The organism is Pseudomonas sp. GW823-FHT02F05 (genome assembly GCF_058797315.1).
The window spans coordinates 48942-63520 of record NZ_JBXAJM010000007.1 but is presented as its reverse complement, the minus strand read 5'-3'; the positions used below and the strand labels follow the sequence as shown (position 1 = coordinate 63520).

Annotated in this window: 15 protein-coding genes; 5 read left to right on the top strand and 10 right to left on the bottom strand. The window is 62.7% G+C overall.

What is annotated here, in order from left to right; genetic code table 11:
- Nucleotides 1-57 precede the first annotated feature (57 nt).
- Together AC1RAC_RS10605 and AC1RAC_RS10600 are read left to right on the top strand one after the other, a co-directional pair.
- Nucleotides 58-564 carry a sigma-70 family RNA polymerase sigma factor gene (locus AC1RAC_RS10605; RefSeq protein WP_034127925.1) on the top strand — a complete coding sequence of 169 codons (507 nt, stop codon included), beginning with the start codon at nucleotides 58-60 and terminating at the stop codon, nucleotides 562-564.
- On the top strand, nucleotides 561-1298 hold the full coding sequence (locus AC1RAC_RS10600) for an anti-sigma factor family protein (protein WP_072446078.1): 738 nt from the start codon (nucleotides 561-563) through the stop codon (nucleotides 1296-1298). Before AC1RAC_RS10605 ends, AC1RAC_RS10600 begins: the two co-directional genes overlap by 4 nt.
- On the opposite strand, the gene AC1RAC_RS10595 is transcribed toward AC1RAC_RS10600, so the two are convergent.
- The 7 genes from AC1RAC_RS10595 to AC1RAC_RS10565 form a co-directional block, all read right to left on the bottom strand.
- Nucleotides 1295-2296, bottom strand: coding sequence for a Csu type fimbrial protein (locus AC1RAC_RS10595; protein WP_181124783.1), 1002 nt, complete (start codon nucleotides 2294-2296; stop codon nucleotides 1295-1297). The genes AC1RAC_RS10600 and AC1RAC_RS10595 overlap by 4 nt on opposite strands.
- Nucleotides 2293-4641, bottom strand: a complete 2349-nt coding sequence (locus AC1RAC_RS10590; protein WP_492616589.1) for a fimbria/pilus outer membrane usher protein — start codon at nucleotides 4639-4641, stop codon at nucleotides 2293-2295. Before AC1RAC_RS10590 ends, AC1RAC_RS10595 begins: the two co-directional genes overlap by 4 nt.
- Before the next feature lie 72 nt (nucleotides 4642-4713).
- Nucleotides 4714-5502, bottom strand: a complete 789-nt coding sequence (locus AC1RAC_RS10585; protein ID WP_054897270.1) for a fimbrial biogenesis chaperone — start codon at nucleotides 5500-5502, stop codon at nucleotides 4714-4716.
- A gap of 25 nt (nucleotides 5503-5527) precedes the next feature.
- Nucleotides 5528-6016: a Csu type fimbrial protein gene (locus AC1RAC_RS10580; RefSeq protein WP_014718968.1), complete on the bottom strand. Its 489-nt coding sequence runs from the start codon at nucleotides 6014-6016 to the stop codon at nucleotides 5528-5530.
- Nucleotides 6017-6018: 2 nt separating this feature from the next.
- Nucleotides 6019-6561, bottom strand: coding sequence for a Csu type fimbrial protein (locus AC1RAC_RS10575; protein ID WP_127880729.1), 543 nt, complete (start codon nucleotides 6559-6561; stop codon nucleotides 6019-6021).
- An 18-nt stretch (nucleotides 6562-6579) separates the two neighbouring features.
- Nucleotides 6580-7125 carry a spore coat protein U domain-containing protein gene (locus AC1RAC_RS10570; RefSeq protein ID WP_054917341.1) on the bottom strand — a complete coding sequence of 182 codons (546 nt, stop codon included), beginning with the start codon at nucleotides 7123-7125 and terminating at the stop codon, nucleotides 6580-6582.
- Nucleotides 7119-7619 (bottom strand): Csu type fimbrial protein, encoded by a 501-nt coding sequence (locus tag AC1RAC_RS10565; RefSeq protein ID WP_435406421.1) that lies wholly within the window; start codon nucleotides 7617-7619, stop codon nucleotides 7119-7121. The genes AC1RAC_RS10570 and AC1RAC_RS10565 overlap by 7 nt, the downstream gene beginning before the upstream one ends.
- A 181-nt stretch (nucleotides 7620-7800) precedes the next feature.
- Between AC1RAC_RS10565 and zapE the strand changes: the two genes are divergently transcribed.
- Together zapE and AC1RAC_RS10555 are read left to right on the top strand one after the other, a co-directional pair.
- Entirely contained in the window at nucleotides 7801-8895 is a 1095-nt protein-coding gene (gene zapE, locus AC1RAC_RS10560; RefSeq protein ID WP_492616557.1) for a cell division protein ZapE, read from the top strand.
- 37 nt (nucleotides 8896-8932) lie between these two features.
- Nucleotides 8933-10237 carry a protein kinase gene (locus tag AC1RAC_RS10555; protein ID WP_492616556.1) on the top strand — a complete coding sequence of 435 codons (1305 nt, stop codon included), beginning with the start codon at nucleotides 8933-8935 and terminating at the stop codon, nucleotides 10235-10237.
- 122 nt (nucleotides 10238-10359) lie between these two features.
- Here AC1RAC_RS10555 and AC1RAC_RS10550 read toward each other — a convergent pair whose 3' ends face one another.
- Both AC1RAC_RS10550 and AC1RAC_RS10545 read right to left on the bottom strand, forming a co-directional pair.
- Nucleotides 10360-11064 (bottom strand): YebC/PmpR family DNA-binding transcriptional regulator, encoded by a 705-nt coding sequence (locus AC1RAC_RS10550; protein ID WP_003192227.1) that lies wholly within the window; start codon nucleotides 11062-11064, stop codon nucleotides 10360-10362.
- A gap of 109 nt (nucleotides 11065-11173) precedes the next feature.
- Nucleotides 11174-12499, bottom strand: coding sequence for an MFS transporter (locus tag AC1RAC_RS10545; protein WP_492616555.1), 1326 nt, complete (start codon nucleotides 12497-12499; stop codon nucleotides 11174-11176).
- A 258-nt stretch (nucleotides 12500-12757) separates the two neighbouring features.
- On the opposite strand from AC1RAC_RS10545, the gene AC1RAC_RS10540 reads away from it, so the two are divergent.
- Nucleotides 12758-13648, top strand: a complete 891-nt coding sequence (locus tag AC1RAC_RS10540; protein WP_034127935.1) for a LysR substrate-binding domain-containing protein — start codon at nucleotides 12758-12760, stop codon at nucleotides 13646-13648.
- On the opposite strand, the gene AC1RAC_RS10535 is transcribed toward AC1RAC_RS10540, so the two are convergent.
- On the bottom strand, nucleotides 13624-14478 hold the full coding sequence (locus AC1RAC_RS10535; RefSeq protein ID WP_492616554.1) for a LysR substrate-binding domain-containing protein: 855 nt from the start codon (nucleotides 14476-14478) through the stop codon (nucleotides 13624-13626). The two genes, AC1RAC_RS10540 and AC1RAC_RS10535, sit on opposite strands and share 25 nt — an antisense overlap.
- Nucleotides 14479-14579: the final 101 nt, after the last annotated feature.

The following is a 14579-nucleotide window of genomic DNA, read 5'->3' as shown; positions in this document are numbered from 1 at the left end:
ATAACCTTCAACGCCGGACGTCTCTCTAGTCCCAGCGTAGTGACCAGCCAGACGCCCATGCATGAACTCGACGAACAGTTACGTGAACTCATTCCCAGGTTGCGGCGTTTTGCCGTGTCCCTGACGCGCAACAGCAGCAGCGCCGATGACCTGGTGCAATCGACCCTGGAGCGCGCCATCGTCGCCTGGGCCGATAAACGTATCGAGGGCGATTTGCGCGCCTGGCTGTTTTCGATCCTCTACCGCCAGTTCCTCGACGCCCACCGCCGCAACCGCCGCTATGCACGCATGCTCGAATTCTTCACCGGCCGCGATGACGTGCAACCTTCGGTGGAACGCACGGTGCTGGCCCAATCCACCTTGCAAGCCTTCGACCAACTGAACACCGAACAGCGCGCCCTGTTGCTGTGGGTGTCCGTCGAGGGCTTGAGCTACAAGGAAGTGGCCGAGATCCTCAAGGTGCCCATCGGCACAGTGATGTCACGCCTGTCCCGCGCACGCCAAGCGCTGCGTCAACTCAGCGATGGCGAAATGACCGGCCCTGCCCTGCGGAGACTCAAATGATCAGCCTGCCCCCCAGCGAACGCGATTTACATGCCTACGTCGATCACCAATTGCCGGACACTGATCGCCGTGTGCTTGAAACCTGGCTGGCCAGCCACCCCGAAGTGGCGGCCCAGGTACAGGCCTGGCAACAGGATGCGCAGCTGCTGCGTGCGTCATTGAGCGGCGCCCTGCAACAGCCGCACAACCCGGCACTGGACCCGGCGCTGATTCGCCAGCGCATCAAGAAACAGTCCCGTCGGCACCTGGCCACGGCGGCGTTGTTGCTGATCGCCGTGAGCCTCGGCGGGGTTGGCGGTTGGCACGCCCGTGAAGCCACCCAGCCGCCGCTGTTGCCGATGACCGACGCCATGCAGGCCTATCGCCTGTTTGCCCAGGACGGCATCATGCCCGCCGACTACAACGCCCAGGACCGCGGCACCATGCAGGCCTGGCTCGACCGTTATTTCAACCAGGCCCATCGACTGCCCGACCTGAGCCAAGCCGGTTTCAAGCCGGTCAGCGGGCGCCTGCTCACCACCGACCAAGGCGCGGCAGCCATGGTGCTGTACCAGGACGCCCAAGGCCGGCGCATCAGCTTCTACATCCGCCCGCCGGGCCCGAACAACGGTTTCCTGCCTCGCGGCAGCCGCAGTGCCGATGGCTTGCAGGCCGACTACTGGTCGGGCGGCGGCTACAACTATGCGATGGTCAGCCCGGTGGATCAGGCCGCCGCGTTGCAGACGCCATTCTAGAAACCGACGTCCAGCACCACATTATCCAGATAGGTGCCGGCTGGTGGGGTGGGCTGATCGGTGTAGACCTTGGCGTTGTAGTTGTACACCTGGCTGCCATTGCCCAAGCCGTTTCCGGGGTTGACCTCGGCCGTGGAGCTGGCCCGCCGCGCCGCGCCGACACTGCCCCAACGCGTGGTGCCGGCGCTTTTGAAAATGTCATAGGCCAGGTAATTGCCGCCGGAAACCATGCGCCGCCGGCCGCCGACACTCACCGGGTTCTGGCCATCGCTCAAGCCCACGGTATAGGCGCTGCCCTTGGTGCAGGCGATGTTGATGGTCTGCCCGCTCACCGCGGTAAAACCACTGACCACCGGCGCGCTGCCGAAGCTGATATTCGGGGCGGTGATCTGGCAGTCGTTGGTCACTGTCATGCTGACGGTCAGGGACGCCGTGCCACTGCCGGTGTCACGTCCCAGGCAAATGCCGCCAAGGCCGATCCCCGAGCAATAATTCCACACCCAGGCGATGCTCAGTGTCTCGGTGTACACCCCGGCGGCGACGTTGCTGCCGGTGATGCTGCTCAGGTACAGCGGTACGGTTTTCGCGCCGGGCCCTGCGATCAGGCCAATGCTCTGGGCGATGCCGCCAGCGCCGCCGAAATCGAATTGGCTGCCACGGGTGATGGGATAGCTGGTGCTGTTGTTGCCATAAATCGTGTAGCTGATCACATCACCGGTCGGCCCGACCATGCCGCTCTGGGGCGAGGTGATCGTGGCGTAAAAGTGGTCGGTGGACACCAGCAGCGATATCAACGCCGAGGTGCAACTCAACCCCGAATTAGTCGTAGAGCTGGTTTGCGCGGCGGTGCGCACCGTCATCGAGCTGATTGAGCCGAAACTGGCCGGCACGGTGGACACCACCGAACACGCCGCCATCGCCTGCCCGCAAAACAACAAACCTACGCCATATAACCCTACGCTGCCCCTCACCTGAACACTCCCTGTTCGATGCCTCATTGGCACACTAATGACCCGATCAAGGGCACGTCCTGTTGCTGTTCATCAATATCGAATGTCGTCTGGCAGGTGCGGCCCTCACCGAGGGTGACCTGCAAGGTGTTGTGCGCGCTGAGGTTTTCCAGATACACCAGGCCATCCCAGCCGACCACCGCCTGGGTGTTGCTTTGCTCGTGCACTACCAGGCTGCCCAGCGGCAACTCCTGATGCTGGCGGTCCACCAGAGTGATGCTTGCAGCGAGCACCCGGCGCAGGGGGAATTCCAGCAAGTAACCGCTGCCACGGCGTACCGATACGCGCTGCTCAACATTGGGGCTTTGCACATTCGCCGGCAGGTTCAGGGGGTCGATCTCGTATTTGCCGCGGTAATAGGCACTGCTCCACGGCACCAGCAAATGGCCGTTGCGGTCGGTCTGGCCCACCAGCTGGTTTTCGTAGCGCACCGGAATCCCGGCAAAGCCCTGGGTGCTCACTACCACAAAGGCGTCATTGATGCGGTTGGCGGCAAAGGTTTCGCCGCCCATCCACACCAGCGAGCCGCTGGCATCGGCCCAGCGCGTCATGGCCTCACTGCTGCCGTACACGCCGGCCTGCAACTGCACCGACTGCAAGCGCCAGGTCAGGTCGGCCTGTCGATAGCTGGGGGCATCGCCCTGGGCATAGCCGAGGTTGTAGCCCACCCCGCCTTCGCTGGGCACCGCGCGGCTGTAGTTGATGCGCTGGCGACTGGCGCCATCCTTGCTGCGCTCGGTGCTCAAGGCCAGGCTGCCGTTGAGGTCGAACGGGATGACCAGTTGCGCCTGCATGGCCCAGTTGCTGTCACCGATTTCGCGGTTGGCTGACAGATAAAAGCTGGTGTTGCGCCACAACGGTTTGCTCCAGCTCAGGTTGAGCAGGCGCGTGCGCGAGTCGTCCGCCGCCTGCACGTCGAAATAGCCCAGGCCCAGGCTACCGAAACGTTGGAGGTTGAGGCTCAGGGTCACCTGCTCGCTGCGCTTGCTGAGGCTGGCGTAAGGGGTGTCGACCAGGGTCAGGTCGGCGTAGTCGTCGCGACGTTCCACCCGTTGGTACATAAAGCTGTAGCGCGTGCTGTTGTACTGGTAACCGAGGCTCAGTTGCTGGCCCGTGCGGCTGTCGAACTGGCTCTGGCTGAGGGCGGTATTGAGCACGCCGAAGTTGCCCAGGCGCAGGTTGCCGCCGAGCCCGCCGAGGCTCAGGTCGCTGGAGGCTTCGGCGTGGCTCTCCAGGGTCAGGTTATCGGAATAGCCATAGCGGAACGTGCCACTGGCCACGCCCGGTCCGTAGCCGAAGTCCCGTAGGGTGTAGTCACGGCGCAAAGTACCGGCGGCCAGCGAAAAATCCGTCAAGCCTTGTTGCAGCAAAGTGCTGGTGACGTAGAACGGTACCGTGGTCGACACTTGGCGGCCCAAGGCATCGGTGGTGACCACCACGGCCTCGCCGGCACCGTTGATGAATGGGATGTTGGTCAGGGTGTAGGGGCCGGGTTGCAGTCGCGCGCTGTCGGATTTGTAGCCGTTGATAAACAGGTCCACCGACGAGGGCACCGCCGCCTCACCGGCAAACTGCGGCAAGGGGTACGTGACCAGGTCGGGGCGCACGGCAAAATCCCGGGACATTTGCACCCCGCCCAGGCGCACCGAGCTACTCCAGGGCAGCGCGCCACTGATCACGTCGCCGGCCTCGTAGGTCAGCAGGCGCTCATCGTCGGAAAAACGCCAGGTGGTGTCGTAACGTCGGTAACCATTGTCGAGGGTGCCGCCGCTGATTCCATCGGACAGGGTCTGGCGCAGTTGCCCGGTGTTGGACAGAGTGCCCCAGGTGTCGAACAGCCGTACTTCGTTCCAGGCCGCGAGGTAACTGCCGCCATCGTCGGTGTCATTGAAATACACGTCATAGTTGAGCAAGGCGCCAAAGCTGCTCATGGCCTGGGTACGCGGATAGGTATTGCGGTTGCCGATGAACTGTTCCTGCAGCCAGGAGGGCGGCACATCCAGCAGCAGGCGCTGGCCGTTGCTGTCGTAGTCGCTGTGCAGGCCCGGCACCTGGTCCAGGGCCACACTGCCGACGGGCTCACCGGGCAGTTTCATGCCCACGTCCTGCAACGCGCTGGCCGGCACAAACAGCTGGCCGGCGCGCTGCTCGACCGCGATGACGCGGCCGGTGTCCATCTGGTTGACCACCAGTTCCAGAAACAGCTGTGCATCGGCAACTGCCTCCATGCTGCCGGGCGGCGGCGGCAGGTCGCCCGCCATCGCTGCGCCCCACAGCCCGCTTGCCACTGCCACCGACGGCCATAAAACCCGAGCCCAACCACGACTCACCATGGCGTTGTGTCCTTCAATGGACATCTCCATCCTGTTAAAACCCGGGCGTGTGCCCGTTGCGCTACATAACGGCTATCGCGTGGGCGCCAGGCTCTCCAGTTGCGGCGCGCCGTTGACGCGTACCTGCAACGGCTGGTCGGCCGATACGGCATCCGGCACCGGCCAGCGCATGCTCGCGCCCGGCAGCACATAGCCGAGCAAACCGTCCACCAACGGCCGGGTCTGCCCGCCCTGTTTGAATGACGCATCGGTAAGCCGCGCATGCACGGCGCCCTGGTTGCGCACCTCGATGTAGTTGCGCCCTGCCACGTTGACCTTCTGCCAACTCAACTGCGGCTTGCCCGCGCCCTTGGGGTCGCGCTGGCGGGTAGCGTCGTCCTTGCTCCACAGGCCGGCGCCATAGGCAAACAGCGGCACCGAATAACGCATCTGGAAGCGAATCGCCGCTGCCGTGTTCTTGCCCTCCGGCGGTGCTGGCACCTGCAGCGCCGAGGGGATTTCGTCAATGATGATGCGATAGGCCAACTCCTGCCCCGGCGGTACCTCCCGGGTGCGGGTCAGGCGCACCAGTTGCTTCTGGCCCGGCTCAATCTTGGCCACCGGCGGGCTGCCGATCACATCGCGCTGGTTCTGGTACTGCTCGTCGAAACCGTTCTGGCTCCAGGCAAACACGCGGATCTGCAAGTTGGCGGTCTCGGTGCCACGGTTCTCCAGCCACAGCGCGCTGGCCTGTTGGTCAGCCTCCAGCACCGGGTCGATGGGCCAGATCAGCACCGAACTGGCCGCCTGTACAAACCCCGCCGAGCACAACGCCCCCAAGGCGAAACCCGCGGTCCATAACCGTCGCAAAGCACAACCCATGACACCCCTCCTTAAACCGTTAGCCCTACCACGTCAGCTGCACCTGCAGCGTGTCGCTGTACGTCCCCCCAGGCTGATTGCCCGGTAAAACCACCCGCCCGTAAATCGGCAGGCTGATATTGCTCGCATCGCTGTAGGTCACGCTGACGCTCTGGTTGATGCCCAGGCTCTGGCTGAATGCCGCATCGCGAAACAATTGGTAAGCCACCCGCGCGCTGCCACTGTTGAGCTGCAAATTGCGTCCGGTGCTGCTGTACAGGCCGCCATCCACGCTCATGCTTAGGGCCACGCCCGGCGTGCATTGCAGGGTTACCCCGCCAGTGAGAGCCGCTGTGACCGTGCTGGTGGCCAGGGCCGAATAGCTGCCGTAGGCCAAGGTGCCGTAGTTGGCGCCGCCGCCCACGATCAGACAGCCCGGCGTGATGGTCGCACTCACCTGGAAGCTCTGGTTGACCACCGCCGACAGCGGCAACGGTATCGCCAGGCCGATGGCGAGCAACACCCTGGGCCACATCGTTAGAACGTCAGTTCCACGGCCACGGTGTCGGTGTAGGTGCCCGCCGGCAGGCCCGCTTTGCCCACCGCCCGGCCGTAAAGGCTGACGGTCTGCGCCACGCCGGTACTGGTGGCGAGGGTCACCACGCCGTCAATCGCCAACAGCGCTGAACGCCCGCTGTCAGTGTAGAAATCGTAAGGCACGAAGTTACCCACGCCATCGGCCAGCGCACGAGTACCACCGGGGGAAGCACCATCGTGGGCGCCGGCACGCACCTTGATCGTTGGCGCGGTGCCAGCCGAACACAGGATCGACAACGCGCCGCCGGTACCGGTGCCGCCGAGCAACTGGGCGTCGGCATTGGTAAACAGGCTGTTGGTGGTACCGAAGTTCAAGCTACCGAAATTCAGCCCGGTGGCCGCCCCGGAGCCGTTGACCTGGCAACTGGCGATCAAGGTCAGGCTGGAACTGATCTGCCCGGTCACCGTGGTCGCCGCGTTCAGGCTGGACGCCAGCCCCAGGCCCAGGGCACAGAGGCCGATTCGCGATACAAGTACATGCATGATATCCATCCTCATGGTTTACCAATCCAGAGTCACCGTCAGGGTGTCTGTGTAGATGCCGGCCGGTAGGGCCCTGGTATTCGCCACCACGGAACCGAATACCGGGATCGGTACCTGGGTGCCCTGGGTCACGACGAAATTGCGTTGCTGGCCGATCCTGTAGGCACTGCGCCCCTGAGCATCAGCCGACAGTCGATAAGGAATGGTCTGGCGGCCATTGCTCAGGCGCCGCGTGGTGCCGTCGCCATTAGCGCCGCCGTCGATGGTCACCGTGAAACTGCTGACCACCGAGGGGTTGCAGGACACCGACAGCGGCGCCTTGTCGGCATCGGAAATCGACGCGCCCAGCGTGTTGCTCCAGGTCGGCCCCTGGCTGCCGAAATCCATTAGCGCCGTGCCGCCCTCAGGTGTGACCGGCGCGGTTTCCACGTCTTTGCTCACTTCGCAACTGGCGGTGATCACCAAACGCGCGTGGACCTGGCCGTTGACCACCGCCGCCTGCGCGTCATCCGCCAGCAACAGCAGACCGCCCAGAGCCGTCACAGCCAGGTAGCGGCTTACCATGTGACCGTGACCTTGAGCAGGTCGGAATAACGGCCGACAGCGGGAATGCCTTTGAGCGGTTCGATGCGGCCATACAGTGGCAGGTCGACAGAGCCGGTGTCCGGCACGCGGCCACTGATGGGCACGTCCACTGGCAAGGGGATCAGCCGCGCGGCGTCGGCATAGATTCGATAGGGGATGGGCCGACTGGAGGGCGCCGGATTGGCGAGATAACGTACTTCGCCGACGCCGCCATGCAGGCCGCCATCAACGCGCACTTGGTAAGGCGTGTCGGGGTTACATTCCAGGCGCGGCTGGCGTTGGCTGATCAGGGCCGCACTCAGGGGGCCGGCCGGGTCATCCAGACGCGGGCCGCTGCCGAAATCCAATACGCCAAGTTGCTCGATGCCTGCACTACGGGTGGTACCCACCAACTGGCAACCCCGCTGCACGTCGATGCGCACCTCCACCTGGAGTTGCGCAGCAAACACCGTGTTGCAGAGCATCGTGCCCATGACAGCCAATACCGCCGGTCCCTTCACAGCCCCAATTCCTTATACAGGGGTGACAACTGTGTATGAGGTTAGCCAGTTAACGCGAAAGTGCCAGTTTGCATGGCTTGGGGCCCTTTCCTATTGGTCAAATGGCATCGAGCGTCCTACAGTGAACGACCACCGCAATACAGAGTGATTATTCTTGGCCGTGCTTGCCCTGCTCCAGCGTCTGCTGGGTAAAAAAACCGACGCCTCGGACGCCTCGCCTATCCCGGCGTATTTTCAAAAAAAGGCCGAACAACAGGGCTATACCCTCAGTGACGGGCAAATCCGGGCGATTACCGCCCTGAATCGCGAGGCACAACACCTGCTCAACGGCCAGGCCACGCGCAGCCTGTACCTGCATGGCCCGGTGGGGCGTGGCAAAAGCTGGCTGCTGGATGGATTTTTCCAGGCACTGCCCATCGCCGAGAAGCAACGCGTGCATTTCCACACCTTCTTCGCCCGGCTGCACCAGGGCATGTTCCTGCACCGCGAGCATGACGATGCCCTGGGCGCCACTCTGGACGAGCTGCTGACCGGCTGCCGAGTGCTGTGTTTCGACGAATTCCATGTGCAGGATATCGGCGATGCGATGCTCATCAGCCGCCTGTTCAAGGCCCTGTTCCAGCGCAGCGTGCTGGTGCTGGTGACCTCCAACTACCCACCCGAAGGATTGCTGCCCAACCCGCTGTACCACGAGCGTTTCAAGCCGGTGATCGAGCTGATCGCCGCGCGCATGGAGGTGCTGGAAGTCAGTGCGCCTCAGGACTTTCGCAGCCTGGCTCAGGCCCACGCCCAACAACGCTTCACGGGCGGCCAGTATGTATGGCCAGGTACAACAGGCCAGCGTGAAAGCCTGGGCCTGCCTGCCACAGATTGCCCGGCGCAAACCCTGAAGGTCGGCACTCGTCAGTTACAGTGCCGAGGCCTTCAGGCACGAACCATCGCATTTACCTTCAACGACCTGTGCGAACAGCTCACGGCGGTCATGGATTACCTGTTGTTGTGCCGGGACTTCGACCACTGGATCATCGACGGCCTGCCGCATCTGGCCGAATGCCCCATCGCCGTGCAACAGCGCTTTATCAACCTGGTAGACGTGCTCTACGACCAGGACAAGCAACTGACACTTATCGGTCACCAGCCCCTGGATAAATGCCTGGAAGGCCAGGCCATCGACCTCGCCCGCACCGCCAGCCGCCTGCGCCAATTGCACACGCGCTGCCCGCAACCCGCGCCCGAGCCGCTATCATGAGCGCCTTTTACGCCTCCTTCCGAGCACTGCGCCCTGCATGAATACCCTCGCCCAACTCAAGGCTGGCCAATTGGCTGGCGTTACGCGCCTGGACCTGGCCTGCGGGCTGACCGAGTTCCCCCGGGAAATCTTCGAACTGGCCGACTCGCTGGAAATCCTCAACCTCACCGGCAACGCCCTGAGCAGCCTGCCCGACGACCTGCACCGCCTGACGAACCTGCGTGTGCTGTTCTGTTCGGACAACGCCTTTACCGAACTGCCGCAATGCCTGGGCCAGTGCGCCAAGCTGAGCATGATCGGCTTCAAGGCCAACCAGATCAGCCAGGTAGCCGCTGCCGCCCTGCCGCCACAGTTGCGCTGGCTAATCCTCACCGACAACTGCATCAGCCAATTGCCCGATGAACTGGGCGAACGCCCCTTGCTGCAAAAGCTGATGCTGGCCGGTAACCAGTTGACCGACCTGCCGCCAAGCCTGGCCCAGTGCCAAAACCTGGCGTTGATCCGCATCGCCTCCAACCGCCTCACCCACCTGCCGCAGTGGCTGCTGACCCTGCCGAGCCTGACCTGGCTGGCCTATGCCGGCAATCCGGTGGAAATGGCCGTGCAGGTAAGCGCTGACGAGGCGACGCCGAACATCGCCTGGCAGGAACTGGAAATGGGCGACGTCCTGGGCGAAGGCGCTTCGGGGATTATTCGCAAGGCGCTGTGGAAACCCCATGCGTTGCCAGTCGCGGTCAAGCTGTACAAGGGCACCATCACCAGCGACGGTTCACCGCTGCATGAAATGCAAGCCTGCATCGCTGCCGGGCTGCATCCCAACCTGATCAAGGTTGAAGGACGCGTCATCGGCCACCCCGACAACCAGGCCGCGCTGGTGATGGAGCTGATCGACCCGAGTTACCGCAACCTCGCAGCCCTGCCGAGCCTGGCGTCGTGCACGCGGGATGTCTACGAACCCACCATCCGTTTCAGCCTGGACGTGGCACTGCGCATGGCGCGGGGCGTTGCTTCGGTGGCGGCGCACCTGCATCGGCACGGCATTACCCATGGTGACCTGTATGGTCACAATATTTTGTGGAACGCAGCGGGTGATTGCTTGCTCGGAGACTTTGGCGCGGCGTCATTCCATGCCACGGCGGACACCCTGGAAACACGTGCGTTGCAGCGTATTGAAGTGCGGGCGTTCGGGGTGCTGCTGGGGGAGTTGTTGGAGCGGGTTGAGGCACAAGCCATTGACAAGATGCTGTGCGAACTGTGCGAGCGTTGCTGTCAGCCGGATGTACTGGCCCGACCAGGCTTTGAGGAAATCGAGGCCCTGCTGGAATCTCTGCAGCACCCCTGAACTAATGTGGGAGCGGGCTTGCTCGCGAATGCGGTGGAACAGCCAATACATCTGTTGACTGTCACACAGCATTCGCGAGCAAGCCCGCTCCCACATATTAACCGCGTGTACTCAGATAGAAATCAGCCCGCCAGGCCGACAAACATATCCTGCACATCATCATGGTTGTCCAGGCCTTCCAGGAACGCCTCGACTTCAGCCATCTGCTCATCGGTCAAACCGCTGACCGGGTTCTTGGAGATATAGCCCAGCTTGGCCGACAGCACGGTAAAACCCTGCTCCGGCAAGGCTTTCTGCACGGCATCCAGGTCGGTGGTTTCGGTAATGAACAAGGTGGCGCCTTCTTCACCCTCTTCAAAGTCCTGGGCGCCGGCTTCGATGGCGGCCATTTCTGGATCGGCGTCTGGCGTGTCCGGTGATGCTTCGATCAGGCCCACATGGTTGAAATCCCAGGCCACCGAACCGGAAGCGCCCAGTTGGCCCTTGCGGAAGGCCACGCGGATTTCCGCCACGGTGCGGTTGATATTGTCGGTCACGCACTCGACGATCAAAGGCACCTGGTGCGGCGCAAAACCTTCGTAGGTCACGCGGTGGTATTGCACGGTCTCACCGAGCAGACCGGCGCCCTTTTTGATCGCGCGGTCCAGGGTTTCCTTGGGCATCGAGGCCTTTTTGGCCTGCTCCACCACCAGGCGCAGGTGCGCGTTGGTCGCGGTATCGGCGCCGTTGCGGGCGGCGATGGTGATTTCTTTCACCAGCTTGCCGAAAATCTTGCCCTTGGCATTGGCTGCCGCTTCTTTATGTTTGACTTTCCACTGTGCGCCCATGACTCACTCTCTTATTTCCATCGCGCCGAAACGTCTACTGGCCGGCGCTTTGGGGGCAGAGTTTATAGCGCGAGAACGCTTCGTTCCACCAAAAAACCGGCCAGGGTACTCAGGTGCGCAAGGGTTTGATCACCGCATTGCGGTCCGGCACAAAATCCCCGGCCTGGGCCAGTACGGCGGGCCTGGCATTCCAGTAGGGCATCAGCACCAGCGACGAAAACAGTGCCGCACCGGCAAACACAATAAATACCGTAACGGTATCGAAATAGCCTGGCAGCAAACCACCCAGGATCGCCCCCACCGAACCGCAGCCGTTGACAAAGCCCGCAGCGGTAGCGCCGGCCTTGGCGGTGCCGAAGTCGATGGCCGCCGTGCTGCTGATCATCGAGTCCGGCCCATACAGCGTCAGCCCCATGACAAACAGCAACGTCATCACCAGCACCACACTGCCGGTGTGCAGCGCGCCCATAAACAACGCCAGGGCAACCGTCAGCGCCAACAGGCTGAGCACGCAGGCGGGCATGCGCCGAGCACCGAACAGTTTGTCGGAGGCCAGGCCGATCAACACCGGCCCCAATAAACCGGCCAGCTCAAACGCGGTGGGCACGATGGCGGCGCCGACCTTGCCCACCGACGGCATCTGCTCGTAGACGATCACCGGCCCCCACAACAGAATCGCGTAGCGCGCCGGCTTGAGCAGGAAGTAAGCCAGCCCCAGGGTCAACACCGTACGGTTGCGCAGGATCGCGCGCAGGGGTTCGAGTACGCTCACGCGCTGTTCGGCGGCCAACTGCTCGGCGCTCAGCACCGGCTCGGGCTCGACTGCCGGCAAGCCCACATCCTGCGGGGTATTGCGCTGGAACATAAAGAAGAGCACGGCCACCACCGCGACCACTGCGGCGCTGGAAATAAACGCCGCATGCCAACTGCCGATCAGCGTATAAGCCCACCAACCGGCAAACGGTGACGCGACCAACCCGCCAAATGCATAACACGAACTCCACAGCCCCAGCACCCGCCCCCGCTGCTGGGCCGGGAAGAAACTACCGAGGTTCTTGCACAACCCCGACCAGCCAGTGGACTGGGCCAAGCCCTGTACCAACATGCAGGTGACAAAAATCGGCAAAGTGGCACAGGTGCCCATCACCAGCGCCGCGCCTGCGGAAATCAACAAGCCACCGAGCACCACTACCCGTGGCCCGAAGCGGTCTGCAAGCATGCCCCAGGTGAACTGGCCCACCGCATACGCTGCGAGATAGAGGCCATCCAGGTTAGCCATCGTCATTTTGTCGAGGGGGAAACTCGGGTCGTCGCCAATCCCCAGCTTTGCCACCGAAAAGGCTTTGCGGGTGAAATAGAACGCGGCGTACGCCATCCAGGTAATGGCGAAAATCTGCACGCGCCAACGCTTGATACTACCCATAGGGATATTCATGGTGGTTCTGACCTCAGGTGTGAGTGTGCCGGCAGAATCGAAAGAAAACGCCTGTTGTTCTTATGGTTGAGCACTGCAATGCCGGGCCTTGGATAGCGCGGTATTGGTCAGATGGGTGCGATGTGCCTGCGCCCATGGCCGCCGTGGTTGTAGGACTCAACCTACGGCGGCTGAGGTGCATCAAAACAATGGCTGACTCATAGGTAAAATCGATTTATCGTATTTCAAATATAAGCTCAGGTTTTAAGAGGACGTACCATGTCGGTTTCCCATGCCCAGCTCAAAGCCTTCCATGCGGTGGCCATTCACGGCAGTTTTACCGGGGCTGCAGAACGGCTGTTCCTGACCCAGCCTGCGATTTCCGACCAGGTGCGCAAACTTGAAGAGCGCTTCGGCGTATTGCTGTTTCACCGCAACAAGCGTTCGGTGCGCCTGACCGATCTGGGTGAACGCCTGCTGGGTATCACCCAGCGCCTGTTTGTGATCGAGGCCGAAGCCGAAGAATTGCTGCAGGATTCGCGTGCCCTGCTCACCGGAACTCTCACCCTGGCGGTGGATGCGCCCGTGCACGTCCTGCCGCAGATTGCACGCTTCTGCCAGCGCTACCCTGGGATCAGCGTGAAAATCGAAACGGGCAATACCGACGAGTCACTGTCGCGCCTCTACAACTACCAGGCCGACCTGGCGCTGTTGGGGCGCGATGTCGATGATGTGCGCCTGTTGTCAGTGCCGCTGCCCGACGACCAACTGCTGGCTTTTGTCGCACGGGACCATGCCTGGGCCGGGCGCGAGTCGATCTGCCTGGCCGACCTCGATGACACCCCGCTGGTACTGCGGGAAACCGGCTCGGTCACCCGCCAGACCCTGGAGCAGGAAATGCGCCAGGCCGGCCTGCGCATTCGTCCGGCGATCCAGGTGGAAGGCCGCGAGGCCGCCCGTGAAGCCGTGGTGGTAGGGATTGGCGTGGGCGTGGTGTCGGCGGCAGAATTCGGTGCCGATGCACGGGTGTACGCCATGCCGATCCGCGATTGCACCCAACGCATGAAAGAAACCCTGGTGTGCCTGAAAGAGCAGAGTTCACGCCGTGTGGTCGCGACCTTTCTGGAGATTGTGCGTGAGAGCCTTCACGCCAACTCGAAAAACGCCTGAATCAAGCGCAGCGAGCGACGGCGCTCCATGCAGCCGAGCATATGCCGATTCATCAGGCCATCGCCGAGGATCGGCACCGCCTGCACACGCGGGTCCGGGCTGACCTCCATCGACGACACCACGCCCACGCCCAACTCTGCCGCCACCGCCTCGCTCACAGCTTCCCGACTGTCCAGTTCCAGCAGCACTTTGGGCTGCACATTCGCCGCCAGGCAGGCGTCGTCAAAGGTGCGGCGGGTGGTGGAACTGGGCTCGCGCAGCACCATGATCACCTCATGCAACTGCGCCAATTCAATACCGTCGGGCTGCTTGGCCCACGGGTGTGCGGCCGGCACCAAGGCGCAAATCCGTGACTGGTCCAAGGGTTGCAAGTGCAGGCCATTGCGCGGTTCCACCTCGGTGAGCACCGCCACGTCCGCATGTTCGGACAGCAACGCCGCCAGGGTTTCCTGGGCATTGCCCAAACGCAGGTTCACGGTAATGCCGGGGTAGCGCGCACGCAGGCTGGCGATCATCGGCATCACCAGGTGGGGGCCATCCGCCGCCACTTCCAGGCGCCCGGTGAGCAACTGGCGGTTGGCCTCCAGCAGGGTTTGCGCCTCGTCGACCAACCCGAAGATAGCCCGCGTGATGGCCGCCAGGCGTGCGCCCTCCTCGGTCAATTCCACCCGACGTGCGGTGCGGCGCAACAGCGGGATCTGGTAGTGCTCCTCAAGCGCCTTGATATGCCCGGTCACCGCCGGCTGGCTGATAAACAGCCGAGCCGCCGCGCGGGTAAAACTGCCCTCACGGGCCACGGCATCGAATGCACGCAGTTGGAACAGATTCATAGCTATCGGCCTCACTGATAGCTCGCATAACAACAAACAATTTGATTGATGACAAGCCAAACTGCAATTTAGGCGCCGTAGCTTGAACCCCAACACCTTGC